This window comes from Actinoplanes sp. NPDC051537 (genome assembly GCF_055586105.1).
This window is the reverse complement of sequence record NZ_JBVJIU010000008.1, coordinates 62,458-88,132: the sequence shown is the minus strand read 5'-3', so window position 1 is coordinate 88,132 and position 25,675 is coordinate 62,458. Positions and strand designations below refer to the sequence as shown.

Below are 25,675 nucleotides of genomic sequence, written 5' to 3'. Positions count from 1 at the left end.
CCCGATCATGCCCCACCTACGCTCCCCGGTATGGAGCTCGTTCCCGCCCGCACCGCCCTGATCGCCGTCGACCTCATGCCCCGGATCGTCGAGCAGGACATGGGCCCCCATCCCGGCGCCGACGTCGTGGCCCGGACCGTCGCGCTGGCCACCGCCCTGCGCCGGGCCGGCGGCACCGTCGTGCTGGTGCGCGTCGAGCGGCCGGGCGTGGCCGAGCAGCCGCCCGGCAGCGACTTCGTCCCCGAGCTCCGGCCGCGGGAGGGCGACGTGGTCGTGGTGAAGCGGACGATCGGCGCGTTCTACGGCACCGGGCTCGCCGACCGGCTGCGCGAGCGCGGCGTCGACACGGTGGTCATGGCCGGCCTGGCCACCACCATGGGCGTCGAGTCGACCGCGCGGGCCGCCGCCGACCACGACTTCGAGGTGGTCTTCGCGGCCGACGCGATGAGCGGGATGACCGCCGCCGAGCACGAGCACGCGCTGACCATGGTGCTGCCCCGCTTCGGCGACGTCGCCGGCACCGAGCGCCTGCTGTCGATATTCGGCTGAGTTCTCGTGCAACCTTCCGCCGTCCGCGCCCGACATGGATGGTGGACACGGGGATAGGGGGAGCCGGGATGCGGCCCGAGCACGAGCGGGAGTACGTCGAGTATGTGTCGGTGCGTCTGCCCCGGCTGCATCGGCTGGCGTATCTCCTCTGCTCCGACGCCCACCAGGCCGACGACATCGTGCAGGCGGCGATGACCTCGCTGTATCTGAGCTGGAAGCGGGCCCGCCGGGCGGACAACCTCGACGCGTACGTGCATCGGATCGTTGTTCGCCGTTATCTCGACGAACGCCGCCGACGATGGTCGAGGGTGTTGCTCGGCGACGCGATGCCGGAGATCGCCACCGGCGGCGGTGAGCATTCGATCGAGGCCCGCGACGAGCTGGTGACCGCGTTGCGCTCGCTGCCGAAGGGCCAGCGGGCCGTGCTGGTGCTGCGCTTTCTCGGCGACCTGTCGGTGGAGGCGACGGCCGAGGCGCTCGGTTGCTCGGTGGGCAACGTCAAGAGCCAGTCGTCCCGCGGCCTGGCCACGCTGCGCGGGCTGCTCGACCCCGGTCAGCTCGGCGCCGGCCGGTTCCGGCTCTCGGAGGGAAAGGCGTGAACGGCGTGGACGAGGAGCGGGAGCTGCGGGCGCGGCTCGAGTCGGTGGGCGTGCCGCCGACCCGCCTCGAGGTGGGCGCGCTGCTGCTCGACGGCCGCCGGCGGCAGAAGCGGCGGCGGGCGGTGCTCGGCGCGGCGGTAGCGATGGCGTTGCTGGTGACGGTGCCGTCGATCCTGCTGCGCGAGGCCCGGCAGTCGGCCCCGGTGGTCGGCGTGGTGGTGAAGCCGTCGTCGTCGGCGCCGGCCTCCCCGGCGGCGCCGGTCGCGTGCTCGGTGCGGGCCCTGCCGGTGCCGGCCGGGATGAAGAACGTGACGCCGACCGGGGTCGATCCGACCGGGCGGTTCATCGTCGGCAACGGGACGGTCGGCCAGAACTTCCACCCGATCCTGTGGACGGACGGCAAGCCCCAGGCCCTGGAGATGGTGGGTCAGTCGGTCGAGCTCGACGCGGTCAACTCCGGCGGCGTGGTGGTCGGGCTGGTCGCGAACGGGCCGTCCGAGTACGCCTTTCGCTGGCAGAACGGCAAATACACCAGATTGCGTACGCCGGCCGGCAGCTGGCACGTTTATCCCTGGCCCCGCATCAACACCGCCGGCGACGTGGTCATGATGGCCGAGCCGAGCGCCAACATCGAGGGCAAGGGCGCCATCGCCATCGTGTGGAAGGCCGGCTCGACCAAGGCCACGAAGCTGCCGCTGCCCAAGAACGCCGGCATCAGCGACATCGGCGACAACGGCCTGATCCCCGGGGACATGGACACGAACGGCGACGGCTCCGCCGACCTCGGCTACGTCTGGGACCAGCAGGGCCACGGCATCAGGCTGAAGGTCGCGGCCGGCCAGGAGGCGGCCGCCCGCTCGATCCGCGGCGACTGGGTGACCGGCGGGTTCTGGCCGCGCCAGTCGGCGGTCCGCTGGAACCTGCGTACCGGCGAGATGAAGGAGTTCGCGACCCCGAAGGACGCGGACCTGCCGCCCGCGCTGACCGGCGTCGGCCCCGGCGAGATGGTCAACGCCAAGGGCTGGGTGGTCGCGAGCGGCTACGTCCTGCGCGACGAGGGCCCGGCGAAGCTCACCGTGCCGAAGGGCCTGACCGCCAAGGCCGCCGCCGTCTCCGACGACGGTGTCGTGGTGGGGATCGCTCAGTCCGAGGCCACGGACGCGACCGCCAACAAGGGTCCTCGCGTCTGGCAGTGCTGAGGTGCTCGGGTCCACTCGACAATGGGCATGACGTCGAGCTTGGCCGGGGCGCCGATCGCTCACCAGAGACTTCACCGGTAACTCACCCGTACTATCGCGGGGTGACCGGAGGATCGGCGTTCGGGCTCGCCGTGCGGGCGCACCGCCGGCGGCTGGGGCTCTCGCAGGAAGATCTCGCCGCGCGGATCGGGGTCAGCACGAGCACGATCGGCAAGGTGGAGGCGGGGCGGATCAGCCAGCCCCGGCCGGTCACGATGCGCCTGCTCGCGGACGCCTTCGGGCTGACCGGCGACGCCCGCGATTCGTTCTGTCAGACACCCCGAGCCCAGCCTGCCCAGCTGCCCCCCGACGTTCATTCGTTCACCGGCCGCGCGGCGGAACTGGCCCGGCTGGACGCGCTGCTGGCGGTGCCCGGCGAACGGCCGACCGTAGCGGTGATCTCCGCGCTGTCCGGCATGGCCGGGATCGGGAAGACGTCCCTCGCGGTGCACTGGGCCCACCGGGTGTCCGGCCAGTTCCCCGACGGTCAGCTGTACGTCAACCTGCGCGGCTTCGACCCGTCCGGACGGGTGATGGATCCGGCCGACGCCGTCCGCGGGTTCCTGGACGCCCTCGGCGTGGCCCCCGACCAGATCCCGGCCGGCCCGGACGCCCAGGCCGCCCGCTATCGGAGCCTGCTCGTCGGCAAGCGCGTCCTGGTCGTGCTCGACAACGCGCGCGACGCCGAGCAGGTCCGGGCCCTGCTGCCCGCCAGCCCGGCCGCGCTGGTCCTGGTGACCAGCCGCAACCAGCTCACCGGCCTGCTCGCCACCGACGGCGCCCACCCGCTCCAGCTCGGCGTGCTGAGCCCGGAGGAGTCCCGCGACCTGCTCAACGAGCGGCTCGGCACCGATCGGGTCGCGGCCGAGCCGGGCGCCGTACCGGAGATCGTCGCGGCCTGCGCCGGGCTGCCGCTCGCGCTGGCGATCGCCGCCGCCCGGGCCCGGCAGTCCGGCTTTCCCCTCGCCGCCCTCGCCGCCGACCTGAACGCGGCCGGTCACCGGCTCAACGTGCTGGACGCCGGTGACCCGCTCAGCGACGTACGCGCCATCTTCTCCTGGTCGTACGCGACCCTCACGCCCCCCGCGGCGCGCCTGTTCCGCCTGCTCGGCCTGCACCCCGGCGCCGATCTGTCCACGATGGGCGCCGCCGCCCTGGCCGGCGCGCCGGTGGCCGAGACGCGCCGGATGCTGTCCCAGCTCACCCGGGCCAACCTGGTCATCGAACACCGGCCCGGCCGATTCACCCAGCACGACCTGCTCCGCGCCTACGCCGCGGAGCTGGCCTCGGCGTCCTCGCCGGGTGAGGCCGGCGAGGCGCCGGCCCGGCTCATCGCCCATTACGTGCACACCGCCTGCGCGGCCAACCGGCTCGTCTACCCCAACCTGGACGCCATCGCGGTGCCGCTCGAGCCGCTGCCGGACGGCGTCGACGCCGAGCGGATCGCCGACCACCAGACGGCCATGGCGTGGCTGGAGGCCGAGCACGCCAACCTCCTCGCGGCCGCCGCCTTTGCCGCCGGCGCGGGCCTGCACGCCTGCACCTGGCAGCTCGCCTGGGGCCTGGACACGTTCCACCGCCGCCAGTGGCACCTGCAGGACCGGATGGACGCCTGGCTGGCGGCCGTCACCGCGGCCCGTCATCTGGGCAGCCCCGGCGTGCTGGCCTACACGCACCGCCGGCTCGGCGAGGCCTACCGCAGCCTCGGCCGGGCGACCGAGGCCGCGGCCCAGGCCCGGGAGGCCCTGCTCCTCTTCGACGGCATCGGCGACCGGTGCGGCGAGGCGGACGTGCATCTCGACCTGTCCATGCTCGCCGAACGCCAGGGCAATCTCCGGGAGGCGCTGGAGCACGCCGAGCGGGCCCTGGCCGCGACCCGCTCCGGCGAGACCCCCGCCGCCACGCCGGAGCCGGTCGAGCTGCGGACGGCCCGCGCCCTCAACACGGTCGGCTGGTTCCGCGCGCTGCTCGGCGACCACGCCGAGGCCCTGGTCTACTGCAACGAGGCGCTGGCCATCAACACCCGGCGGGGCGACCACGAGAACATCGCCTTCACCCTGGACAGCCTCGGCTACGCCCACCAGCACCTGAGCCACCACGACCAGGCCGTCGACTGCTACCGGCGCGCCATCGAGATCTTCCACGGGCTCGGCCACGCCTCGATGACAGCCGACGCCCTGGAACGCCTCGGCGACACCCACCACGAGGCGGGCCAGGGCGAGGCCGCCCGCGAGGCCTGGACGCGCGCCCTGGACATCCGCACGAAGCTCGAACACGAGTCGGCCGAGAAGGTACGGGCGAAGCTCCGCGCAGATGCGGAGGCGTGACACGTTCAGCCGTTCGACCGGCTCGTCCCAGCCCATGCCACCGGGTCGGAGCCTCGTCCGCCCAGCCAGGCCGCGCACCCGGTGTCCCACGGTGTCCCACGTGCGGTGCGCCGCCCGGTGCCGCGATGGTCGGATCACTCCCGTCCGACGCCAGCACAACAAGGGAGACAGCACATGACCGCGCACATCGGCGTGACCGTACCGGGCGTCCACGAGCAGGGCCGCAAGAAGTGGCTCACGCTCAACGGCGGCCTGTGGGCCCTTCAGCTTCTCTGGGGCTTCTTCTTCGCCGGCAGCGGCTTCGGCAAGATCCTGCTCGTCGACGACGCCCTCTATGCGGATGCACCCCGGGCCGTCGCCTGGTACGCGGCGGTGCCGCAGCCCCTGATCGTCTTCATCGGGGTCTGCGAGGTCCTCGGCGGCATCGGCCTCATCCTGCCGGCCGTGACCCGGGTGAAGCCGAAGCTGACGCCGCTCGCCACGGCCGGCCTGGCGCTGACCATGATCCTGGCCGCCGGCTTCCACCTGACGCGCGGCGAGTACGCGCTGATCCCCGCCAATGTCGTGCTCGGGGCGGTCTCCGTCTTCATCGCGGCCGGCCGCTGGACCCGGAGGCCGATCGCGCCCGCCCCGCTCACCACCCGGCGCGTGCTCACGTCGCTGGCGGTTCTGATCGTGCTGGTCCTGACCGCGTTCGTCCCGACCTGGTACACGATGACCCACGCCCAGTTCTGATGGCGTCCGGCAAAAGACCGAGGCCGTATAGCCTGATGGCTATACGGCCTGGTGAAGCGTGGTGCGCCGCGTAGGACTTGAACCTACAACCCGCGGATTAAGAGTCCGCTGCTCTGCCAGTTGAGCTAGCGGCGCTCTCCGGCAACGACGGAAACGTTAGCACGCACCCCCTAGATCATTGAAATCGGCCCTCCTCCCATCACCTTCACAGCTTGAATCAGCCTCAGGGAGGACCCGCGCCTTGCATCCATGAGGCAGGATGTGCCCGCAAACAAACTGCAGAACGTGATCTCACGGGGATGGTCGGCATGCGGCGCTCGCTGGTGGCTGTGGTGGTGGCGGCGGTGATCGCGCCTCTTGCGCTGTCCGGCTGCGGTGACAACAAGAAGCCGGCCGCCGCCGCCGCGGCGAGCGCGCAAGCCGGGGCGCCGAGTGCCGCCGCCAGCGCGCCGCAGCCCGAGTCGGCCGCGGTTCCGATCGAGCTGAGCGTCACGCCGGCCACCGGTAAGAAGGACGTGCCGGTCAGCGCCGAGATCGGGGTCAAGGTCGCGGGCGCCAAGGTCACGTCGGTCACCCTCAAGGACAGCAAGGGGCAGGCCGTCTCGGGCGAGCTGCGCGACGACGGTTCCAGCTGGGTGCCGGGCAAGACGCTCAAGACCAAGGAGAGGTACGCGGCGAGCGTCGTCGCCACCAGCGACGTCGGCCTCACCAAGACCGCGAGCACGACGTTCACCACGATGGGCGCGCCGGGCCACAAGACGGGCACCGGGCTCTACCTGTTCGACGATCACACGTACGGCGTCGGGATGCCGGTCGTGGTCGAGTTCAGCCCGGGCATCAAGAAGGCCGACCGCGCCGCCGTGCAGAAGCGCATGTTCGTCAAGACCGACCCGCCGCAGCCCGGCGTCTGGTCGTGGACCCCGAGCGGCACCCAGGCCTACTACCGCGCCAAGGACTACTGGCAGACCGGCACCACGCTGACCGTGCGCATCGCGGTCGGCGGCGTGCCCACGGGCGCCGGCCGCTACGGCGACCGCGACCGCTCGGCGACCGCGAAGATCGGGCGCAAGTTCGTGATGACGGTCGACAACAAGACCAAGAAGATGACGGTCGAGCAGGACGGCAAGGTCGTCAAGACGATGCCGGTGAGCCTCGGCCGGCCGAGCAAGCCGTCGGCGAGCGGCACCATGGTCGTGATGGACAAGCTCGCCGAGACGGTCTTCGACACCACCGACACCGACGGCGCGTCCGGCTATCGCACCGAGATCCAGTACGCGCAACGCCTCACCTGGAGCGGGCAGTACATCCACTCCGCCCCCTGGTCGGTCGGCGCTCAAGGCCACCGCAACGTGTCGCACGGCTGCGTCAACGTCGGCCCGGGCAACGCCCGCTGGCTGTTCGACAAGACCCTGATCGGCGACCCCGTCCAGGTGAACGGCACCGGCAGCAAGCTCGGCTACGGCGACGGCTGGACGCCGTGGAACGTCAGCTGGTCGGAGTTCGTCAAGGGCAGTGCTCTACCCGTACCGGCGACTCTGAATTAAGAAACTGAGTGGTTGCACCACGGCAAGGTGTCCCTAAACGGGCGACTTGCCCCCATGACTTGTGTGACGGTGAATGCCGCGGCACGAATCCGGGATTGGTCACCGGGCTTTCATAGAGCAATATTGGGCGCCGGGGACGAACGACGCCGTGAGGGGACCATGAAGATCAGTCGAGTGAGCCGGCCGTGGCGCATCGCCGCAGCCGGGTTGATCGCAGGCACCGTCCTGCTGAGCTCGGGCTGCGGTCACGGCGACAAGTCGCCGAGCTGGCAGGGCGGCGGCAATGGCAGCAGCGCGCAGGCCGACGGCGGCAGCACCTCCGCCGAGCCGTCCCCGTCGCCGACGCTGAGCACGGTCGCCGTCGTCTCACCCAAGGCGGACGCCACCGGCGTCGTCGCCGGCGCGGTCGAGGTGAAGTACACCAGCGACGACCCGGAGAACACCTCGGTCACGGTCACCGACGCCAAGGGCGCCGACGTCAAGGGCACGCTCGACAAGGACGACAAGGTCTGGCGGCCGGAGAAGGCCCTCGACTACGGCACGAAGTACACGGTCACCGTGAACGGCACCGCGTCCGAGGGCAAGGGCGGCACGACCACCAGCGCGTTCACCACGATGGCCAAGCCGACGAAGGTCGTGCGAGTGACGAGCTTCCTCGGCGACGGCAACGTGGTCGGCGTGGGCATGCCGCTGATCATCAAGTTCAGCCGGTCCATCCCGGCGAGCTACCGCGACGACGTCGAGCGCCGCATGGCCGTCACCGCGAGCCCGGCGCAGGAGGGCTCCTGGGGCTGGATCAGCCCGACCGAGGTGCACTACCGGCCGAAGGAGTTCTGGAAGGCCAACTCCAAGGTCTTCTACAAGGTGCAGCTGGCCGGCGTGCCGCTGGGCAACGGCTACTACGGCAAGAGCGACCTCACGGTCGACCTCAAGATCGGCCGCTCGTTCGTCATGACGGTCTCCAACAAGACCAAGCAGATGACGGTCAAGCAGGACGGCAAGGTCATCAAGACACTCCCGGTCAGCCTGGGCAAGGCGAGCACCCCGTCGTCGAGCGGCACGATGATCGTGATGGAGAAGGCGAGGCACACCGTCTTCGACACCACCGACACCGACCCCGTGAACGGCTACAAGACGCCGATCGACTTCGCCCAGCGCATCACCTGGAGCGGCCAGTTCATCCACGCCGCGCCCTGGTCCGAGGGCAAGCAGGGCAAGGTCAACGTCTCGCACGGCTGCGTGAACGTCTCCGAGGCGATGGGCGCCTGGCTCTTCAGCCGCACGATGATGGGCGACCCGATCACGGTGAGCGGCACCGAGGAAAAGCTGAAGCAGGGCAACGGCTGGACCGACTTCAACCTGAGCTGGGGCGCCTGGAAGAAGCTCAGCTACCTGTAACCACGGCGGGTGCGAAAGGCGCGGTCGATTATCGGCCGCGCTTTTTTCATCCCGTACGAGTAAATGGCGCATAATCTTGGTTGGTGCACCGAATTGCGCTGTTAGTTCTGCTTGTCGCGTTCACGGCCGGCTGCGGTGGCCGTGACAACGCCCCGTCGTCGCCGGGCGCTCCGTTACCGAGCGTGAACCTCTCGGGGGAGAGCGCAATGGCCGACGACCCGCCCGGGACCGTCGGTTGCGCCCAGCTCGGCGCCGCCATCGTCGCCGGCTCGCTCATGACGCCCGGAGTGGTCGACGCCATCGTCGCGGCGACCCGAACCGCGGACGCTCCGCTCGCCGACGCCGCCACTCGCCTCGGCGACGCTTACGAGGCCGCCGCGGCCGCAAGCGGCAAAGACGACGAACCGGACAAGATCGCGGCAGTTGGTGCGGCCGCTTCCGAAATGTCTGGCGTTTGCGCGGAGAGCGGGCTCAAGACCGCCGGTTGATCGACATCGCCCGAGATCAATGCCGGGCTGACCTGGAGATTCGCGGCCAACGCGAGGTTCGTGCGTTGTTTCGACATCTGTATCCGGAACGCGACGCAACCTGCGTCACACTCCTTCACAAGGTGGCGATCAAGCAGGCAATATGCACCGCGGACGTGGGGCACCGAGGAGGGGACCGGCAATGGCGCAGATCCATCATTTCGATCACGGGTGGATCACACCAACGATCAGTTATGTGCTCTCCGTACTCGGATCACTCCTCGGACTCACGCTCGCCGTGCGGTTCCGGTCGGCCCGCTCGAACTCCGAGCGCGTCTGGTGGCTGATCCTGGCGGCGGTCGCGATCGGCGGCACGGCGATCTGGAGCATGCACTTCGTCGCCATGATGGGCTTCAGCGTGGTGGGCACGCCGATCCGGTACGACGTGGGCCTCACCTTCGCGAGCGCCATCATCGCGATCGTGGCGGTGGCCCTCGGGCTGGTGATCGCGCTGTTCGGCAAGACCGCGCAGAACTTCCGCATCCTGGCCGGCGGCATCATCGCCGGCCTGGGCGTCGCGGCGATGCACTACACGGGCATGGCCGCCATGCACCTCAACGGCGAGATCGCGTACTCGACCACCCGCGTCGGCATGTCGGTCGGCATCGCCGTGGTCGCCGCCTCGGTGGCGCTCTGGCTCGCCGTGACGGTCCGCAAGCCGCTGGTCGTCTTCGCCTCGGCCTTGGTCATGGGCATCGCCGTCAACGGCATGCACTTCACCGGCATGTCCGCGATGTCGGTCACCGAGCACGACCCGATCGGCACCCTCTCCGGCGCCACCGCCACCGCGATGATCGTCCCGGTCGGCCTCACCGTGGTCTTCGGCATCCTGGGCCTCGCGTACGCCCTGATGGCCGCCCCGACCGAGGAGGACCGGGCCGCCGCCGAGTACCTGGCGGCCCGCCGCGAGTCGACCGGCCAGACCGGCATGATCCCGCGCCAGACGGCCGCCCCCGAGCCCGAGCAGCCGTCCCGCGGCGCCTCGGCCCTGGGCGGCGGTTCCTGGACCTACCGCGACCGCTCCCGCTGACCCGGAACCGGGCCGCCCGAACCGGGCGGCCCGCGTTGCCGCTCTGCTTACCGATACGCGCGGGCGTGGGGTTTAGCTCTGCTTACCTATGCGCGCGGGCGTGGGGTTTAGCTCTGCTTACCTATGCGCGCCGGCGGAGCGGCGTCGGGCGCTCTGCTTACCTATGCGCGCGGGCGGAGCGGCGTCGGGCGCTCTGCTTACCTATGCGCGCCGGACGGCCTCGCGGCCCGCGGCGTCAGTGCGGCTGGACGAGCCAATCCCACGCCTTCTTGAGGCTGTGCGTGAGCGACTCGTCCTTCTCGGTCTGCCGCGCGGCCGGGTCGGCGCTCGGCTCCGGCAGCTCGCCGGCCGCTGCCGTGATGATGACGCCGTGCTCGAAGAGGCCGTCGACCAGCGAGGCCCGCGCGAACCGGTGCCCGGCGGCCGTCTTGATCAGCAGGCCGTGGAACACGTCGCCGTGCTCGTCGGCCACCACGTGCTCGACCTCGCCGGCGCGGCTGCCGGAGCGGTCGAAGACGGGCGTGCCGTCCGCCAGCACCAGGTACGACACCGGGGCGCCGAGATCCTCGGGAGCTTCCTTGTGGGTCATACCCCGGTGGTACCCCGAGCGCGTGCCCGGTACACGGCGATTCAGGAGCCCGCGGGCGGCAGGCTGGCGACCTCGCGGTAGAAGCGGTTGATCTGGCGCACGGTCGACTCGAAATCATCGAGACCGAACGGCTTCGTCACGTACGCGTTGGCCCGTTGCTGATAGCTGGCAACGATGTCCGGCGCCGCGCCCGAGGTCGTCAGGATCACCACGGGGATGGCCTTGAGCCGGTCGTCCGTCTTGATCGCGGCCAGCGTCTCGCGCCCGTCCATGCGCGGCATGTTGAGGTCGAGCAGGATCAGGTCGGGGCGCAGGGCCTCGCTGAACGGGCCCTCGCGGCGCAGGTAGTCGAGCGCCTCGCGACCGTCGTGCACCCGCTCGACGCTGGCGTCCGTCTCGGTCGCCAGCGCCTCGGAGATCATGAGGGCGTCGGCATCGTCGTCGTCGACGACGAGGATCTGCAGGTTGCGCACGGCCGTACCCCCTGTATTTGCAGTGTCGCAAGCATAGGGGCACCGGTCGATCCGAACTACCGCTGGGTCGTGTGAATCCCGGCGTCGTCCGTCGCCTCCGGCTCGAGCTCCGAGAACCAGCGCAACACCTGGCCGGGCGTCATGTCGTACCCGGTCGCGCGCGCCCCGGCCCAGTTGACGCCGACCATCATCTCGTCGTGCTCGAGGCTCGTCATCCAGCCGGAGAGCCAGTCCTCGACCGAGATCGGAACAACTTCGAAGCCTTCGTACGCGGTGACGTGCTTGACGATCAACTGGGCGCGCGTGGGCTTGGACCAGAACGGCACCGCCCGCCGCCCGTCCTCGCCGACCGGGGCCGGGAAGCCGTCCGGGTCGCGGATCGCGTAGACCTGACCCGCCTGCGTGACCTCTCGTCGGAAAGCCGCTTTATGGGCACCGCTGAGCGACATGGGAGCTCCTTCCGGCGTACGCCTTCTTATCGTGGCCGATCGCGTGGGTCCACGTCCCAACATCATCTTTTCGGCCGATCGGCACTAAACATTTTGTACAGGAAAGAGTAGATAAGTCCGAAACACCGGCTAAAACCGCACCACGGAGGTTGATTGCCCATAGTGTCCGTTTTGCCCGCCACGGCTTGGGGCGGACGAGACTGATCAGCCACCGGAGGAATTGATGAACAAGAGTCGGCGTATCGGAGCGCTGGTGGCCCTCGCCACCGCGACGGTCGGCGCGGCCGCGATGACCACAGCGGCACCCGCGTCCGCCGCTCCGCGTGGGCCGCAGCCGGTCACCAGCTGGCTGCGTGCGGTGCGCGCGCACACCGACAACTGGATCAACATCAACTGGCGTACGGACCGCCGGGTCTGCGACTTCTCGGTGCGGCTGGTCGCCCGCGACGTGGACGTCGACTACGCCGGCCGCCACCCCTACGCGACGTTCTTCCGGGGCGACACCCTCCGCCCCGGCCGCACGGACTTCACGCCGATCCGGGTGAACGCCGACTTCGACCGCTCCGGCATCGCCCGGCTGCGCGCGATCGTCTCCTACAACGACTGCACCCGCCGCGCCCGCACCGAGTGGCGCTCGTTCAGCCTGGCGCTGCCGGTCGTCCGCAACGACAACCGGCCGGGCCACGGCTTCCCCGGCGGCCCGGGCGGGCCCGGCTTCCCGGGCGACCACGGCGACCACGGCGACCACGGCGACCACGGCCAGGGCGGCCCCGGCGGCCACGGCGACGACCACGGTCAGGGTGGCGACCACGGTCAGGGTGGCGACCACGGTCAGGGTGGCGACCACGGTCAGGGTGGCGACCACGGTCAGGGTGGCGACCACGGTCAGGGCGGCCAGCAGGGCGGTCAGCAGGGCGGTCAGCAGGGCGGTCAGCAGGGCGGTCAGCAGGGCGGTCAGCAGGGCGGTCAGCAGGGCGGTCAGCAGGGTGGCCAGCAGGGTGGCCAGCAGGGCGGTCAGCAGGGCGGTCAGCAGGGCGGTCAGCAGGGTGGCCAGCAGGGTGGCCAGCAGGGTGGCCAGCAGGGTGGCCAGCAGGGCGGTCAGCAGGGTGGCCAGCAGGGTGGTCAGCAGGGCGGTCAGCAGGGCGGTCAGCAGGGCGGTCAGCAGGGTGGCCAGCAGGGCGGTCAGCAGGGCGGTCAGCAGGGTGGCCAGCAGGGCGGTCAGCAGGGCGGCCAGCAGGGCGGCCAGCAGGGCGGCCAGCAGGGCGGCGACCAGGACGACCACGGCCAGCACGGCCACGGCCACAACTGATCCGGCGTCCGTCCCCATCCCATCCCCACCACCCCCGCACAAACCCGAAATTTCGGGAATGAGCGCACCGGGGCGACGCGGCTTCTACTCTCGGAGGGTGGCCGCGGCCTCAACGGGGGGAATGACGTGAGAAGGGGCCGGCGCGTCATCGACGACCGGCCTCGACTCGCGCGACGCGGCAAGCGACGTACTTACCCGGCGACTTTGCCGAACATATAAAAGGGATGCGCCCGGCCGGCTGGGGGGCAGTACCGGCCGGGCGCAGGTCCTCTTGCCGACGTCCGATCCGCGACGTCGATGAAATCCAAGGTAGTAACCCGTCGTAATCGGGACCACGGGAGAGCGGGCACCCTCGTTGCCGCCGTCCGGAGTGGACAGCCGCCCGTTCGGATGATCTTTGTTGCCGGCGTGACAGCGTGTGACAGTGGCTCGATCACAGCCAGCGAGCGCGCTTGAACCGCCAGTACAGACCGCCGCAGATCACCGCGATCGCGGCGATCACGCCCCAGAATCCGTACGGCGAGTCGAGGAACGGCATGCTCGAGAAGTTCATCCCGTAGATCCCGGCGATGACCGTCGGCACCGCCGCCATCGCCGCCCAGGCCGCGATCATGCGCATGTCGTTGTTCTGGCCCATCGACACCTGGGCGAGCCGGGCCTGCAGGATCGAGTTGAGCAGGTCGTCGAAGCCGGCCACCCGGTCGACGGCCCGCGCCAGCCGCCCCCGCACGTCGGTGAAATAGGGCCGCAGCGCGACCGGCAGCCCCGGGTCGTCGAGCAGCCGGGCGAGCGGCTCCTGCAGCGGCAGCACCGCCCGCTTGAACTCCACCATCTCCCGCTTGAGCTGGTAGAAGTGCGCGATCTCGGGCGAGCGCTGGTCGGCGAAGGTCTCCTCCTCGAGCCGTTCCAGGTCGCGCTCGACGGCGGCCGCCACGTCGAGGTACTCGTCGACCATCCGGCCCGCGATCGCGTACGCCACCGTCCAGGGTCCCAGCCGCAGCACCGTGGGCCGCTTCTCCAGGTCCTGCCGGACCGGCCAGAGCGCGCCGGCCGCGCCCTGCCGGACGCTGATCACGAAGGACGGCCCGATCAGCACGGTCACGTCGCCGGTGTCGACCACCTCCGACGTCGCGGTCAGCTCCTCGTGCTCGACGTAGCGGGCGGTGCGCAGAACCAGCCGGGTCACGTCGCCGATGACCTCCAGCGCCGGGCGGTGACCGCCCTCGACGGTCTGCTCCACGATCAGCTCGTGCAGGTCGAACGTCTCGGCGATCGCGCGCATGGTGGCCAGGTCCGGTTCATGCAGACCCAGCCACACGTACGCGCCACGCCGTCGCGCCAAGCGCGCCGCCTCGGTGAAATGGACCGTCCCCGGCCGCCGCGCCCCGGCCGTGTAGACCGCGCAGTCGACGACCGCATCCGGGTTGTGCCGCCGCTGCCGAGGCGGCGGCGCGTGCCGGGTACGCCGCGGGGTGATCCCGTCGATGAGCCGCCGCAACCCGAACATCGCCCCACCGTAGTGGTCAGTCGGACCGGCGCATCGCTCGCACGCCGATGAGCAGCCCGAGCGATCCCACTATGGCGGCGGCCAGCAAGCCGGTGACGGTCGTCGAGCTCCAGATGTCGCCGGTGAACAGCGCCCGCTCGGCGTCGACCACGTAGCGCAACGGATTCCACGCGGCGAGCGCGCGCAGCCAGCCCGGTCCGCCGTCGAGCGGCAGCAGCACGCCGGCGAGCAGCAGGATCGGGAAGAGCACGGTCTGCTGCACGGTCCAGAAGAGCCATTCCTGGTGCTTGGAGGCGAGCGCGAGCGTGTACGAGAGCGCGCCGAGCCCGACGCAGAAACCGGCCAGGATGATCAGCCCGAGCAGCGCGCCGCCGAGGCTGAGCCGGTAGCCGAACGGCAGGCAGACGATCACGATGAGGGCCGCCTGCGCGACCATCGGGACGATCTCCTTCAGCGCCCGCCCGATCAGCAGGGCCGGCCGGCGCAGCGGGGTGACCAGCATCCGCTCGTGCGAGCCGGTCTGGATCTCGAAGAGCAGGTTCGACCCGGTCATCGAGGACGCGAACAGGCACGACATGACGACGATGCCGGGCACGAACCAGCGCAGCGAGTCGCTCTTGTCGCCCGGCAGCAGCGGCGCGAACAACGCCAGGAACACCAGCGGCTGCACCATCGCGATGATGAGCGTGAACGGGTTGCGCAGCGTGGGCCGCAGCTCGCGGCTGAACACGGTCATGGTGTCGGTGAGCATGATCAGACCTCCACGAGTTCCTTGATCGGCTGCTGCTCGCGCAGGCTGCGGCCGGTGAGCTTGAGAAAGACGTCGTCGAGCGTCGGCCGGGCGACCTCGACCTCGGCCGCCGGCACCCCCGCCGAACGCAGATCTTCGAGAATCCCGGGCACCTGCCGCGGCCCACCCTGCGTGCGGATCACGATCCCTTTCCCGTACGCGGTGAGCTCCCGCCCGTGAAGTTGACCGGCCGCCCAGGAAGCTTCGTCGGCCGAGTCGAACCCGAGCCGGATGGTGTCGCCGACGTGCTCGGCCTTGAGCCGTTCCGGGGTGTCGTCGGCGATGATCCGCCCGTGGTCGACGACGATGACCCGCTCGGCCATCGAGTCCGCCTCGTCCAGGTAGTGCGTGGTCAGCACGATCGTGGTGTCGTGCTCCTTCCGCAGGCGCAGGATGTGCTCCTGGAGGTTGGCCCGGTTCTGCGGGTCGAGACCGGTCGACGGCTCGTCGAGAAAGAGCAGCTCGGGCGCGTGGATGAGCCCCATCGCGATGTCCAGCCGCCGGCGCTGCCCACCGGAGAGCGTCGCGACGGTACGGTCCGCCACCTCGGCCAGCCCCAGCGACTCGATCAGCTCACCGGCCCGCCGCCGCGCGTCGCGCACGCTCATCCCGTACGCCCGCCCCTGGCTTGTGAGTTCGTCCCGCCCGCGCTGGCTGTGACCCGCCCCGTTGCCCTGACCGATGTAGCCGATCCGCAGTCGCACGTCCCGCTGCCGCTTGACCACGTCGAACCCGGCCACGGTCGCGGTGCCCGAGGTCGGCGGTATCAGCGTCGTCAGCATGCGCAGCGTGGTCGACTTGCCGGCCCCGTTCGGCCCGAGCAGCGCGACCAGCTCCCCGCGACGCACGCTCAGGTCGATCCCCTCAACGGCGCGAACGTCCTTGAAGTGCTTGGTCAGACCCTGTGTCTCAATCATGATGTCGACGCTAGGGTTCGTTGCGGACAGTTTCTGGCCTCAATGCGGTGGAGTCTGAATTCATGGCGAACACGAGTGCCCGGATGCTGCGACTGCTGTCGCTGCTGCAGACCCACCGCTACTGGCCCGGCGGCGAGCTGGCCGACCGCCTCGAGGTCAGCCCGCGCACCCTCCGCCGCGACGTGGACCGCCTGCGCGAGCTCGGCTACCCGGTGGACGCCAACCGTGGCTCGGCCGGCGGCTACCAACTCCAGGCCGGCGCCGCCGTGCCCCCGCTGCTGCTGGACGACGACGAGGCGGTGGCCATCGCGGTAGGCCTGCGAACCGCCGCGGCCGGCGCGGTGGCCGGCTTCGAGGAGACCTCGGTCCGGGCCCTGGCCAAGGTCATCCAGCTCCTCCCACCACGCCTGCGCCGCCGCATAGACGCCCTGCGCGCCGTGACCACCCCCGGCGTCCTGGGCGGCGGCCCCACCTTGGACCCCGACGTGCTGACCACGATCGCCCTGGCCTGCCGAGGCGAGGAACGTCTCCGCTTCAGCTACACCGCCCGCGAGCGCGAGGTGGCCCCGCGCCAGGTGGAGCCCCACCGCCTGGTCCCGCTGGGCCGCCGCTGGTACCTGATCGCCTGGGACCTGGACCGAGCCGACTGGCGAAGCTTTCGAGTGGACCGCCTGACCGACCCGTCCCTGACCGGGGCCCGCTTCCGCCCAAGGGACATCCCGGGCGGTGACGCGGCGGCCTGGCTCCGCTCCCGCATGCGTTCCCTGCCGAACCGCTTCGATGTCTCGGTTGTCATCCAGGCCTCCGCCGACCAGGTCCGGGCCGTCGTGGGTCACTGGGGCACGGTCGAGCCCCTCGAACCCGACGACACCGCGTGCCGCCTCCGGATGAACGTCGACGACCTCTCCTGGCCCGTCCTGACGCTCGGCGTGCTCGGCGCGTCGTTCACCATCGAGTCGCCGCCTGAGCTGCGCGACCGCGCCCGTGAGGTGGGCGAGACCCTCCTGCGCAACTCTGCCTGACGGTCGTTTGGACGGATCGGCGCCCCCGTGGCGCCGATCCGCAGCCAACAAGCTATCGGCGCCCACCGACATTTTCCGGGGCTGCTTCAGCCCGTACTTATATAAGCCTCAATGAATTTCCGCGCCGGCCTGGCAGAGTAAGTGACCATGACGACCCTGGGTGCCATCTCGCTGCCGCAGAATCCGCCGGAGAAGCTTCGCGACATCGCCGTCGCGGCCGACCGGGCCGGCCTCGAGGAGCTCTGGCTGTGGGAGGACTGCTTCCTGGCCGGCGGCGTCTCGGCGGCCGCCGCCGCGCTCGCCTGGACCGAGAACCTCAAGGTGGGCATCGGCATCATGCCGCTGCCCTTCCGCAACGTCGCCGCCTGCGCCATGGAGATCGCCACGCTCAGCCGGATCTCCGGCGGCCGGGCGCTTCCCGGCATCGGCCACGGCGTGCAGGAGTGGATGGGCCAGGTCGGCGCCCGCGCCGCGTCGCCACTCACGCTTCTCCGGGAGTACGCCACCGCCCTGCGCGCCCTGCTGAACGGCGAGGCGGTGACGACCAAGGGCCGCTACGTGAACCTGGACAACGTCAAGCTCGACTGGCCGCCGGCCGCGGTCCCGCCGATCTACGTCGGCTCGACCGGCCCCAAGACGCTGGCCCTCGGCGGCGAGGTCGGCGACGGCACGATTCTGACCGGCGGCACGTCCCCGGAGGGCGTCGCCCGCGCCAAGGGCCACATCAACGCCGCCGGCCCGCACGAGCTGGTCGTCTTCGTCCCGGCCGCCTTCGGTCCCGGCGCGGCCACGCGACTCGAGGACCAGCGGCGCCGGTACGAGATCGACGTCCCCGGCGTCTCCGGGACGGCCGAGCAGATGGCGGCCGGCCTGCGTGAGTTCGTCGACGCCGGTGCCACGAAGCTGATCCTCCAGCCGACCGTCGACGACCCGGACCCGGTCGCCTTCGTGCGCCAGGTGGCCGAGGAGATCAGCCCTCACTTCGCCTGAGTGGACGAGGCTCGCCTCGAGGCCGCCTGGTTCGCGACCGGCCGGCCCGCCCTGGGTTGAACCGAGCGGGCGACTTCGGTCACGTGCCGCGCGTGACGGGGCCTTGCCGACCCGACCGTTCGGTAACGTCGGTCCGGAAACGCGGGCCGGAGCGGAGGACATCAGTGACGCGGTATGTCGCGATCGGGGACAGCTTCACCGAGGGCCTCGGCGATACGCTGCCGGACGGGAGCCAGCGGGGCTGGGCCGATCTCGTCGCCGCCGGCTTGGCGGCGGGCGAACAGCAGACCATCCGGTACGCGAACATGGCGATCCGTGGCCGGCTGCTCGAGCCGATCGTGACCGAGCAGCTCGATGCCGCGCTCGCCCTGTCGCCGCAGCCCACGCTGCTGTCGCTGAACGGTGGCGGCAACGACATGATGCGTCCCGGCAGCGACATGACCCGGTTGGTCACCCTCACCGAGCAGGCCCTGCAAAAGTGCGCCGACGCGGGCGTACGCGTGCTGCTCCTCAGCGGCGCCGACCCGTCCGACCGCCTGCCGTTCGGCAGCATGATGCGCCGCCGCGGCGAGATGCTGACCACCGCGATCGCCCCCTTCGCCGACCGGTTCGACCTCACGTTCGTGGACGTCTTCCACGACCGCGAGATCCGCCGGGCCGGCTACTGGTCGGCCGACCGCCTGCACCTCAACGCCGCCGGCCACCGCCGCGTGGCCGGCCTGGTGCTGACCGCGCTCGGTCACACCACCGAGGCCCACGTCATCGACCCCGGCCCGGCGGAGTCCCGCGGCGTCCTGGCCGAGGCGCGCTACTACCGCGAGCACGTCCTCCCGTGGGTGAACCGCCGGCTGCGCGGCCAGTCCTCGGGCGACGCCCGCACCGGCAAGTACGTCGACTGGGTCAAGATCGACGCGGCCTGACAAAGATCAAGGCAAAAGCGGCCGCACCCGTACGTGGTCGTCGTGCCAGACGTCGCCGACCAGGAACCGCTTGACCCCGACCACCTCGAAGCCCTGTTTCGCGTAGAAGCGGGCGGCCCGGACGTTCTCCTGGTTCACGCCGAGCCAGCACGACTCGGCCCCGGTCGCCGCCGCCTCGGTCAGCGTCGCGGCCATCAGCGCGGCCGCCGCCCCCGACCCGTGCCGATCCTCCGCCAGGTAGAACTTGCTCAGCTCGATGCTCGTCTTCTCGTCGACCACCGCGGCCACGTCCGGGTCGAGGATCGGCCCGTCGATCAGCATCGAGTAGCCGACCGGCGTCCCGTCCTGGGCCGCGATCAGGAGGACGCGCGCGGGATCGGCCAGGTACTCGGCGAAGCGCTCCCGCGACAGGTGCCGCGTGACGAACGCGTCGATGTCGCTTTGCCGGGTTCCGGGCGGGCAGGCTAGTCCGAACGTACGAGCCGCGAGGTCATGCAGCAGGTCGGCATCGGCGAGATCGGCGCGACGGGTCGTGATCGACATGGAAAGACAGTTTAAGGTTTCGATCGTGCCCGCACTCCGACAGCTCGGTGACGTCATCCCCCTTCCGGCCTCGGTGCGACCCGATCCGGCCGCGAATTTCCGCATTCCGACAGATCTGTCCGTGAGCGCCGCGTCGGCCGCCGGAGACATCGCCGATCAGCTGGTCGAGCTGCTGCGGCAGGTCACCGGCCGGCCGGTGACGCGGGCGAGCGGCGGACCGTTCCGGATCCTGCTCGACCGGTCCGCCAACGGCACGCCCACGGAGGCGTACGGGCTGGAAATCGATCGGGAAAGCGTGACCCTGCGCGCCTCGAGCAACCAAGGTCTGTTCCTGGGTCTCCAGACCCTGCGGCAGCTCCTGCCGGAGGGCCGCGCCACCGGCGAGATCATCCTGCCCGGCGGCACGATCGAGGACCGGCCGCGCTTCGCCTATCGCGGCACGATGCTCGACCTGGCCCGGCACTTCTTCGCGCCGGCCGAGATCCGGTCCTACATCGACTCGATCGTCCAGTTCAAGATCAACTACCTGCATCTGCACCTGACCGACGATCAGGGCTGGCGGCTGGAGATCCCGGGCTGGCCGCGGCTCACCGAGATCAGCGGCGGCGCGGGCACCGGGGTGGACGGCGCGGGACCGGGCTTCCTGACCGCCTGGGAGTACGCCGACCTGGTCGAATACGCGGCGAGCCGGTACGTCACGATCGTCCCCGAGATCGACATGCCCGGCCACGTGAACGCCGTCCAGGTCGCCTATCCCGAGCTCACCCGCGACGGAAACCCGATCGGGCCGCGCACCGACGCCGAGGTCGGTTACAGCTCGCTGGTCGCGAGCAAGGAGCGGACGTACGAGTTCGTCGACGATGTGATCCGCGAGCTCGCCGCCATGACCCCCGGGCCCTACCTGCACATCGGCGGCGACGAGGCGTTCTCGACCCCGCCCGAGGACTACCGGGTCTTCATGAGCCGGGTGCTGCCGATGGCCGGAAAATACGGCAAGCGGGCGATCGGCTGGCACGAGATGGCCGCCGTCGACCTGCCGCCGGACGCGATCCCGCAGTACTGGCGGATCGAGCCGGCCGACGACGGCATGGCCCGCGCGGCCGCGGCCGGACACCAGGTGATCATGTCGCCGGCCGACCGCAGCTACCTCGACATGAAGTACGACGAGGACACCCCGCTCGGGCTGGACTGGGCCGGGCTGGTCGGGGTCGAGCGGTCGTACGACTGGGATCCGGCCGACCGCCTGCCCGGGGTGGGCGAGGAGTCCCTGCTCGGCGTCGAGGCCCCGCTCTGGTCCGAGACGCTGCGCTCGATCGCCGACGTGCAGTTCATGGCGTTTCCCCGCCTGCCCGCGATCGCCGAGATCGGCTGGACACCGCGCGCAGCCCGGGACTGGTCGTCGTTCCGTGCGCGGGTGGCCGCCTTCGGGCCGCGCTGGACGACCCAGGGCGTCACGTTCCACCGCTCGCCGGAGATCGACTGGGCCTAGTTCTGCGGGACCATGATCTGCGGGCCGTCGTGCACGCGGGCCGGGATGCGGGACAGGTCGATCGGCCGGCCGTCGGCGTGGTGGTGCGCGATGGCGGACAACGGCGACGGGTGACGGTCTACACGCCGTACCTCCGCAATGATGGTGGCCAGCCGACGCTCCGCCCACCATCTTGACCAGCGTGTCGATGCCGTCCTCGGCCATCAGCAGCCCGACGAAGAGCGCCTTGCGCAGCTCGTGCGCCGGCCCGTCGAGGGTGTGCACGGCGCCCTTGCCGAAGAGCCTCGCCACCACCGGGCGCGGCAGCGCGTCGTGCCGTTTGAGGTTGCCGTCGTCGTAGAAGAAGCGCGCCGCGTCCGGATCCCCTCTCAAGACTTCCTTAATTCTTACCGGCGCCGGACTCGCCGTCTGGGTTTTCTGTCGGTGGGCTTGTCTAGGCTGTGCCCGTCCGGTTCTCCTCGGTTCTCCTCGGTTTCTTCGGGTTCTTCGTGTCGGAGGTTCGGTGCGCGACGGCAAGCGGGCGGCGTTCTCGGCCGCCGGGTTCGCCGGTTTTCTGCTGGCGGCCTGGTCGCAGGTGGTGCTGGTGCTGCTGGCCGTGCTGCTGGTGCTGTCCGCGCTGCCCGGCGCGGCCGCCCTGCGGATCGCCGTCCCGCTCGTGATCGCCACCGCCGGGCTGCTGTGGTTCGCGACGGTTCGCGCCCTGCGCCTGCGCCGCCCGGCCCCGGCCGGCGTGCCGGTGACCCGGGCCGACGCGCCCGATCTCTGGGCGATGACCGACGCCGCCGCCGAGGCGGCCGGGGTCCGCCCGCCCGGCGAGATCGTCGTCGTGGCCGGCGCCGCCGCCACGCTGGTCGAGCACGTGCGGCTGACCGGCCTGCGGGGTGGCCGCCGGGTGCTGTTCCTGGGCCTGCCGCTGCTCCAGGCGTGGGACGAGAAACGTCTGCGGGCCGCCGTCGCGCACGAGCTCGCCCACGGCACGCCCCGGCTCGGCCGCTTCGCCCCGATGGCCTACCGCGGCCGGCTCGCGATCGCCCGCATCGAGCCGCGCATCCCGCGCCGCAGCCCGGCCGGGCCGCTGCTCCGGGCGTACGCGCGCTGGTATCGCAAGGTCGACGCGCCGTTCGCCCGCGAGCAGGAGCTGGCCGCCGACCGCATCGCGGCCGAGTTCGCCGGCGGCCGGGCGATGGCCGAGATCCTGCGCGACGGGCCCGCGCTCGACGGCATGCAGCGGCTCTTCCACGCCGAATACCTCAGCCCCGGCTGGCAGTCCGGCTACGTGCCGGAAGACGTGTTCGGCGGCTTCCTGCGGGTGCTGGCCGCCCGGCCCGAGGACATGGCGCTGCTGCGCGCCCGCGAGCCCGAGCTGCCGCCCGTCGGCGACCCGCACCCGCCGCTCACCGACCGCATCGCGGCCCTGGTCGCGCTGACCGCCGAGGGCCCCGAGCCGGCCGAGCGCGGCGCCGCCGGCGACCTCGTGCCCGACCTGCCCGGGCTCGGCCGCGCGCTGCAGGCGGTGGCGTTCCCGCCGGCCGGCCGCGCGGTCGTGCCGTGGGACGAGTTCTTCGGCGCGGCCCGGGTCGCCGAGATGGAGCGCGAGGCCGACGCCTCGCTGCGGGCGATCTCCCGGGCGGCCGGCTCGCCGGTCACCGGCCCGGCCGAGGTGCTCGACCTCGCGACCGACGGGCGGCTCCGGAAGATCGCCGAGACGGTCTTCGACGACCGGCCGGCCGACGAGGTGGCCGGCCGCGTCACCGACCTGATCGCCCTGCTGTTCGCGCTGGCGGCGCTGCACGGCGGGGTGGCCCGCTGGCGGCACAGCTGGACGGGCACGGCCGAGCTGGTCGCGATGGACGGCGCCCACCTCGACCTGGTCGGCGCGGCCGAGCTCGCCGCCGACCCGGCCACCGTGGCCGAGGCCCGCGAGCGCCTGGCCGCCATCGGCATCGACCTGGCCACCACCGGCCCGGCCGCCGCGAGCCGGCCGCCGACCCGGGTGCCGGTGATCGGCGGGGTGGTGAACGTGCTGGTCGACGGCGTGCGCACCGACTTGCTCGTGGTCGAGACGGGCCTGTTCCTATTGCCCGGCCTGCCCAGGTCGCGCAACGGCGAGGCGAAACGGCGGCTCACCAAGGTCGCCTCCGACGGCGTGCTCGCGGACGGCACGGCGGTCGAGGCCGCCGAGGGGGACAGCCGGTTCGTGCCGTTCGCCGACATGGCCGGGGCGTCGGCCACGCGCAACGGGCGCCGCTCCTGGGAGATGAGCCTGCGCGACGGCGGCACGATCAGCGTCCGCACCGGGCTCGACTCCGACGAGCTGCCCGGCGGCTGGACCGCCCTCGACGACGCCGTGGCCTTCCTGACCAGCACCCGCTGAGGCGGCTTCCCAGCCCGCACCCGCGCCCGCACCGGCTGGGTCGGGCCGCGCCACGCCGGTTGCAGACTGCGCTCAATCCGGCACGCCCGGGCTGAACTCCCTGAGCTGCGGATCCGTGGGTCCGAGGCAGAAGCGTCTCATCCGCGACGAATGAGCAACCGACTGATCACCTTGGGTCACAATAGCCTCAGTGGTTGTTCGCTTGGCGTTTCCCGAAATGGGTAGTCCTGAGGCGGGGATCGCGCGGATGATCGCCTGTATACGGGGGAGGTCACTCATGCATCGGGGTCCCGCGGCGCTCTTCGGGGCGATCGTCGCGGTCGGGCTGGGTCCAGCGATGTGGTTGGGGGTCCGGCTCGGCGCGGTCGAGGTCGCGCCGGTGACGCCGCCCGCCGTAGTCGGCGAGCACACGTCAGGGCCGGAGACGCTGCTCGGCGGCGAGGGCGCCGGCGACAGCGAGATCGGCAACGAGCCAACCATCAAGGCAACGCACCGGGCGAAGGTCCTGCCGCTGCGCGCCTCCACGTCGCCCAAGCCTTCCGCCACCGCCACCACAACCTCCCCGGCGCCCGCGACCACCTCGGCCTCACCGAGCGCGTCCCCGTCGCCGACCACGGGCGGCCCGAGCACCCCGCCGACCGAGTCGACCGCCCAGCCGAGCACCCCGCCCACCGACTCGCCCACCGACCCGACGACGCCGCCCTCCCCGCCGACCGAGACGGGCGGCCCCGGCGGCCCGACTTATCCGGACAACGACCTGGTCGGCGACACCGGAGGCATCGGCGCCGGCCAGCCCGGCTGACTTCGCCGCCCTTTGCTCTGCTTACCAATACGCGCGGGCGCGGGGTTTCGCTCTGCTTACCTAGACGCGCGGGGGTGGGGTCTTCGCTCTGCTTACCAATACGCGCAGGCGTGGCGTTTTCGCTCTGCTTACCAATACGCGCGGGCGTGGCGTTTTCGCTCTGCTTACCAATACGCGCCGGGCTCGGCAGCGATCCGGGCGGGGCGGGCGTCGATCCGGGCCGGCTGGCGCTGACCCCGGCGGGCCGGCGCTGACCCCGGCGGGCCGGCGCTGACCCCGGCGGGCCGGCATTGATCCCGGTCGGCGGCATTGATCCCGGCCGGACCGGCTTACCAGCCGGGGCGGTCGTCCGGGGCCGGCCACGTCTCCTTGGCCGCGGTGACCGAGGCGGCAGCGGGAGGACCGCCGGCGGTGAGCTGGGCGGTGGGGGTGCCGCCGGCGGTGAGCTGGGCGGTGGGGGTGCCGTCGGGGGTGAGCTGGGCGGTGGGGGTGCCGTCGGGGGTGAGCTGGGCGGTGGGAGAGCCGTCGGCGGTGAGCTGGGCGGCCGCGGTGCCGTCGACGGTCAGGTAGGTGGCGGCCAGGGCGCGGGCCGTTTCGGCGAAGCGGGAACGCAACTCGGCCGGCTCCAGGACCTCGGCCTCGGCGCCCAGCTTGAGCAGCTCGATGTGGCCGTGGCGGACGGACTCGATCGGGACCGTGGTGATCAGCCAACCGTCCTCGTCGAGCGGGCCGGCCGCCTCCCGGGCCGCGCGGGCCATCTCGGGCGGGAAGACGAAGGCCATCAGACGCAGGGCGGCCTCGGTCATGCGTACGGTCGCGGTCGCCCGGTAGACGCTCTGCTCATAGCGGTCGGCCCACTCGTGCCAGTACTCGGCCAGGTCGAAGCCGGGCGGCCGGGTGGCGGGCTCGTCGAGCACCTCGGCCTCGAGGATGTTCGACACTCGGTAGGCGGTGACGTGGTCGCCGGCCGTCGCCACCAAATACCACCGGCCGGCCTTCAGCACCACGCCGAGCGGGTGCAGCAGGCGGGTCACCTCGCGCGGCGCCTTCCAGCGGCGGTAGCGGACCTCGAGCAGCCGGGAGCCCCACACCGCCTCGGCCACCGTGGACAGGTGTGGCGTCGGTTCATCGCCGCGGAACCAGCCGGGTGCGTCGAGATGGAACCTTTCCCGTACGCGATCGGCTCGGTCGGCCAGCTCGCCCGGCAGCGACGCACGCAGCTTGAGCTCCGCCGCCGCCAGCACCGACCCCAGCCCCAGCTCCGCCGCCGGGCCCGGCATGCCGGCCAGGAAGAGCGTGCCCGCCTCGTCGCCGGTCATCCCGGTCAGCCGGGTGCGGTAGCCGTCGAGCAGCTGATAACCGCCGGCCGGGCCGCGGTCGGCGTAGATCGGCACGCCGGCCGAGCCCAGCGACTCGACGTCGCGGTAGACCGTGCGCACCGACACCTCGAGCTCGTCGGCCAGATCGCGCGCGGTCATCCGGCCCCTCGTCTGCAACAGCAGGAGGAGCGAGACGAGACGGCCCGCGCGCATGCTCGCACGCTAACCGTCGGGT

General features: G+C 71.5%; 24 protein-coding genes and 1 tRNA gene. 15 read left to right on the top strand and 10 right to left on the bottom strand.

Annotation, left to right across the window (positions count from 1 at the left end; all coding sequences use genetic code 11):
- The first annotated feature begins 30 nt into the window (after nt 1-30).
- The 5 genes from ACZ6TB_RS20685 (at nt 31) to ACZ6TB_RS20665 (ending at nt 5,448) form a co-directional block, all read left to right on the top strand.
- Nucleotides 31-549, top strand: coding sequence for an isochorismatase family protein (locus tag ACZ6TB_RS20685; RefSeq protein WP_465556152.1), 519 nt, complete (start codon nt 31-33; stop codon nt 547-549).
- A 68-nt stretch (nt 550-617) separates the two neighbouring features.
- Nucleotides 618-1,148, top strand: coding sequence for a SigE family RNA polymerase sigma factor (locus tag ACZ6TB_RS20680; protein WP_465556151.1), 531 nt, complete (start codon nt 618-620; stop codon nt 1,146-1,148).
- Nucleotides 1,145-2,347, top strand: a complete 1,203-nt coding sequence (locus ACZ6TB_RS20675; RefSeq protein ID WP_465556150.1) for a hypothetical protein — start codon at nt 1,145-1,147, stop codon at nt 2,345-2,347. The genes ACZ6TB_RS20680 and ACZ6TB_RS20675 overlap by 4 nt, the downstream gene beginning before the upstream one ends.
- A 101-nt stretch (nt 2,348-2,448) precedes the next feature.
- Nucleotides 2,449-4,713 carry a tetratricopeptide repeat protein gene (locus ACZ6TB_RS20670; RefSeq protein WP_465556149.1) on the top strand — a complete coding sequence of 755 codons (2,265 nt, stop codon included), beginning with the start codon at nt 2,449-2,451 and terminating at the stop codon, nt 4,711-4,713.
- A 174-nt stretch (nt 4,714-4,887) separates the two neighbouring features.
- Entirely contained in the window at nt 4,888-5,448 is a 561-nt protein-coding gene (locus tag ACZ6TB_RS20665; protein WP_465556148.1) for a DoxX family protein, read from the top strand.
- A 59-nt stretch (nt 5,449-5,507) separates the two neighbouring features.
- On the opposite strand, the gene ACZ6TB_RS20660 is transcribed toward ACZ6TB_RS20665, so the two are convergent.
- Nucleotides 5,508-5,583: transfer RNA gene (locus tag ACZ6TB_RS20660), tRNA-Lys, on the bottom strand.
- A 164-nt stretch (nt 5,584-5,747) separates the two neighbouring features.
- Here ACZ6TB_RS20660 and ACZ6TB_RS20655 point away from each other — a divergent pair.
- The 4 genes from ACZ6TB_RS20655 (at nt 5,748) to ACZ6TB_RS20640 (ending at nt 9,947) form a co-directional block, all read left to right on the top strand.
- Nucleotides 5,748-6,992, top strand: coding sequence for a L,D-transpeptidase (locus ACZ6TB_RS20655; RefSeq protein ID WP_465556147.1), 1,245 nt, complete (start codon nt 5,748-5,750; stop codon nt 6,990-6,992).
- A gap of 159 nt (nt 6,993-7,151) precedes the next feature.
- Complete coding sequence (locus tag ACZ6TB_RS20650; protein ID WP_465556146.1) at nt 7,152-8,390, top strand: L,D-transpeptidase; 1,239 nt, start codon at nt 7,152-7,154, stop codon at nt 8,388-8,390.
- A gap of 206 nt (nt 8,391-8,596) precedes the next feature.
- Entirely contained in the window at nt 8,597-8,878 is a 282-nt protein-coding gene (locus ACZ6TB_RS20645; protein WP_465556145.1) for a hypothetical protein, read from the top strand.
- A 235-nt stretch (nt 8,879-9,113) separates the two neighbouring features.
- The gene (locus ACZ6TB_RS20640; protein WP_465556144.1) at nt 9,114-9,947 is read left to right on the top strand and encodes an MHYT domain-containing protein; all 834 of its coding nucleotides are present in this window, start codon (nt 9,114-9,116) and stop codon (nt 9,945-9,947) included.
- 235 nt (nt 9,948-10,182) lie between these two features.
- Here ACZ6TB_RS20640 and ACZ6TB_RS20635 read toward each other — a convergent pair whose 3' ends face one another.
- The 7 genes from ACZ6TB_RS20635 to ACZ6TB_RS20605 form a co-directional block, all read right to left on the bottom strand.
- Entirely contained in the window at nt 10,183-10,536 is a 354-nt protein-coding gene (locus tag ACZ6TB_RS20635) for a PRC-barrel domain-containing protein (RefSeq protein WP_465556143.1), read from the bottom strand.
- Nucleotides 10,537-10,577: 41 nt separating this feature from the next.
- A complete protein-coding gene (locus ACZ6TB_RS20630; protein WP_465556142.1) occupies nt 10,578-11,009 on the bottom strand; it encodes a response regulator in 432 nt (143 codons plus the stop codon).
- A 56-nt stretch (nt 11,010-11,065) separates the two neighbouring features.
- Nucleotides 11,066-11,458: a DUF2750 domain-containing protein gene (locus ACZ6TB_RS20625; RefSeq protein WP_465556141.1), complete on the bottom strand. Its 393-nt coding sequence runs from the start codon at nt 11,456-11,458 to the stop codon at nt 11,066-11,068.
- Entirely contained in the window at nt 11,436-12,785 is a 1,350-nt protein-coding gene (locus tag ACZ6TB_RS20620) for a hypothetical protein (protein ID WP_465556140.1), read from the bottom strand. Before ACZ6TB_RS20620 ends, ACZ6TB_RS20625 begins: the two co-directional genes overlap by 23 nt.
- Before the next feature lie 415 nt (nt 12,786-13,200).
- A complete protein-coding gene (locus ACZ6TB_RS20615) occupies nt 13,201-14,274 on the bottom strand; it encodes a magnesium and cobalt transport protein CorA (protein ID WP_465556139.1) in 1,074 nt (357 codons plus the stop codon).
- Nucleotides 14,275-14,290: 16 nt separating this feature from the next.
- Nucleotides 14,291-15,025 carry an ABC transporter permease gene (locus tag ACZ6TB_RS20610; RefSeq protein ID WP_465556138.1) on the bottom strand — a complete coding sequence of 245 codons (735 nt, stop codon included), beginning with the start codon at nt 15,023-15,025 and terminating at the stop codon, nt 14,291-14,293.
- Nucleotides 15,026-15,027: 2 nt separating this feature from the next.
- Nucleotides 15,028-15,981, bottom strand: a complete 954-nt coding sequence (locus ACZ6TB_RS20605) for an ABC transporter ATP-binding protein (protein WP_465556137.1) — start codon at nt 15,979-15,981, stop codon at nt 15,028-15,030.
- Nucleotides 15,982-16,043: 62 nt separating this feature from the next.
- Here ACZ6TB_RS20605 and ACZ6TB_RS20600 point away from each other — a divergent pair, with 62 nt between their 5' ends.
- The 3 genes from ACZ6TB_RS20600 (at nt 16,044) to ACZ6TB_RS20590 (ending at nt 18,913) form a co-directional block, all read left to right on the top strand.
- Nucleotides 16,044-17,003, top strand: coding sequence for a helix-turn-helix transcriptional regulator (locus ACZ6TB_RS20600; RefSeq protein ID WP_465556136.1), 960 nt, complete (start codon nt 16,044-16,046; stop codon nt 17,001-17,003).
- A 147-nt stretch (nt 17,004-17,150) separates the two neighbouring features.
- Nucleotides 17,151-17,993 carry an LLM class flavin-dependent oxidoreductase gene (locus ACZ6TB_RS20595; protein ID WP_465556135.1) on the top strand — a complete coding sequence of 281 codons (843 nt, stop codon included), beginning with the start codon at nt 17,151-17,153 and terminating at the stop codon, nt 17,991-17,993.
- A 164-nt stretch (nt 17,994-18,157) separates the two neighbouring features.
- Nucleotides 18,158-18,913, top strand: coding sequence for an SGNH/GDSL hydrolase family protein (locus tag ACZ6TB_RS20590; RefSeq protein WP_465556134.1), 756 nt, complete (start codon nt 18,158-18,160; stop codon nt 18,911-18,913).
- 6 nt (nt 18,914-18,919) lie between these two features.
- Here the strand turns inward: ACZ6TB_RS20590 and ACZ6TB_RS20585 are convergent, their stop codons facing one another.
- Nucleotides 18,920-19,456, bottom strand: a complete 537-nt coding sequence (locus tag ACZ6TB_RS20585; protein ID WP_465556133.1) for a GNAT family N-acetyltransferase — start codon at nt 19,454-19,456, stop codon at nt 18,920-18,922.
- A 25-nt stretch (nt 19,457-19,481) separates the two neighbouring features.
- On the opposite strand from ACZ6TB_RS20585, the gene ACZ6TB_RS20580 reads away from it, so the two are divergent.
- The 3 genes from ACZ6TB_RS20580 to ACZ6TB_RS20570 all read left to right on the top strand — a co-directional run bounded on the left by ACZ6TB_RS20580 (nt 19,482) and on the right by ACZ6TB_RS20570 (nt 24,121).
- Nucleotides 19,482-20,945, top strand: a complete 1,464-nt coding sequence (locus ACZ6TB_RS20580; RefSeq protein WP_465556132.1) for a family 20 glycosylhydrolase — start codon at nt 19,482-19,484, stop codon at nt 20,943-20,945.
- A 502-nt stretch (nt 20,946-21,447) separates the two neighbouring features.
- The gene (locus ACZ6TB_RS20575; protein WP_465556131.1) at nt 21,448-23,319 is read left to right on the top strand and encodes a M48 family metalloprotease; all 1,872 of its coding nucleotides are present in this window, start codon (nt 21,448-21,450) and stop codon (nt 23,317-23,319) included.
- Between the two features lie 277 nt (nt 23,320-23,596).
- On the top strand, nt 23,597-24,121 hold the full coding sequence (locus ACZ6TB_RS20570) for a hypothetical protein (protein WP_465556130.1): 525 nt from the start codon (nt 23,597-23,599) through the stop codon (nt 24,119-24,121).
- A gap of 329 nt (nt 24,122-24,450) precedes the next feature.
- On the opposite strand, the gene ACZ6TB_RS20565 is transcribed toward ACZ6TB_RS20570, so the two are convergent.
- Nucleotides 24,451-25,653 carry a helix-turn-helix transcriptional regulator gene (locus tag ACZ6TB_RS20565; RefSeq protein ID WP_465556129.1) on the bottom strand — a complete coding sequence of 401 codons (1,203 nt, stop codon included), beginning with the start codon at nt 25,651-25,653 and terminating at the stop codon, nt 24,451-24,453.
- Between the last annotated feature and the right edge of the window lie 22 nt (nt 25,654-25,675).

Bases quoted from the DNA above. Each gene is read 5' to 3' on its own strand.
- ACZ6TB_RS20680 (WP_465556151.1), top strand. From the start codon at position 618: ATGCGGCCCGAGCACGAGCGGGAGTACGTCGAGTATGTGTCGGTGCGT.
- ACZ6TB_RS20665 (WP_465556148.1), top strand. From the start codon at position 4,888: ATGACCGCGCACATCGGCGTGACCGTACCGGGCGTCCACGAGCAGGGC.
- ACZ6TB_RS20655 (WP_465556147.1), top strand. From the start codon at position 5,748: ATGGTCGGCATGCGGCGCTCGCTGGTGGCTGTGGTGGTGGCGGCGGTG.
- ACZ6TB_RS20610 (WP_465556138.1), bottom strand. From the start codon at position 15,025: ATGCTCACCGACACCATGACCGTGTTCAGCCGCGAGCTGCGGCCCACG.
- ACZ6TB_RS20650 (WP_465556146.1), top strand. From the start codon at position 7,152: ATGAAGATCAGTCGAGTGAGCCGGCCGTGGCGCATCGCCGCAGCCGGG.
- ACZ6TB_RS20605 (WP_465556137.1), bottom strand. From the start codon at position 15,981: ATGATTGAGACACAGGGTCTGACCAAGCACTTCAAGGACGTTCGCGCC.
- ACZ6TB_RS20685 (WP_465556152.1), top strand. From the start codon at position 31: ATGGAGCTCGTTCCCGCCCGCACCGCCCTGATCGCCGTCGACCTCATG.
- ACZ6TB_RS20595 (WP_465556135.1), top strand. From the start codon at position 17,151: ATGACGACCCTGGGTGCCATCTCGCTGCCGCAGAATCCGCCGGAGAAG.
- ACZ6TB_RS20585 (WP_465556133.1), bottom strand. From the start codon at position 19,456: ATGTCGATCACGACCCGTCGCGCCGATCTCGCCGATGCCGACCTGCTG.
- ACZ6TB_RS20565 (WP_465556129.1), bottom strand. From the start codon at position 25,653: ATGCGCGCGGGCCGTCTCGTCTCGCTCCTCCTGCTGTTGCAGACGAGG.
- ACZ6TB_RS20570 (WP_465556130.1), top strand. From the start codon at position 23,597: ATGCATCGGGGTCCCGCGGCGCTCTTCGGGGCGATCGTCGCGGTCGGG.
- ACZ6TB_RS20620 (WP_465556140.1), bottom strand. From the start codon at position 12,785: ATGGGGACGGACGCCGGATCAGTTGTGGCCGTGGCCGTGCTGGCCGTG.
- ACZ6TB_RS20635 (WP_465556143.1), bottom strand. From the start codon at position 10,536: ATGACCCACAAGGAAGCTCCCGAGGATCTCGGCGCCCCGGTGTCGTAC.
- ACZ6TB_RS20600 (WP_465556136.1), top strand. From the start codon at position 16,044: ATGGCGAACACGAGTGCCCGGATGCTGCGACTGCTGTCGCTGCTGCAG.
- ACZ6TB_RS20625 (WP_465556141.1), bottom strand. From the start codon at position 11,458: ATGTCGCTCAGCGGTGCCCATAAAGCGGCTTTCCGACGAGAGGTCACG.
- ACZ6TB_RS20645 (WP_465556145.1), top strand. From the start codon at position 8,597: ATGGCCGACGACCCGCCCGGGACCGTCGGTTGCGCCCAGCTCGGCGCC.
- ACZ6TB_RS20615 (WP_465556139.1), bottom strand. From the start codon at position 14,274: ATGTTCGGGTTGCGGCGGCTCATCGACGGGATCACCCCGCGGCGTACC.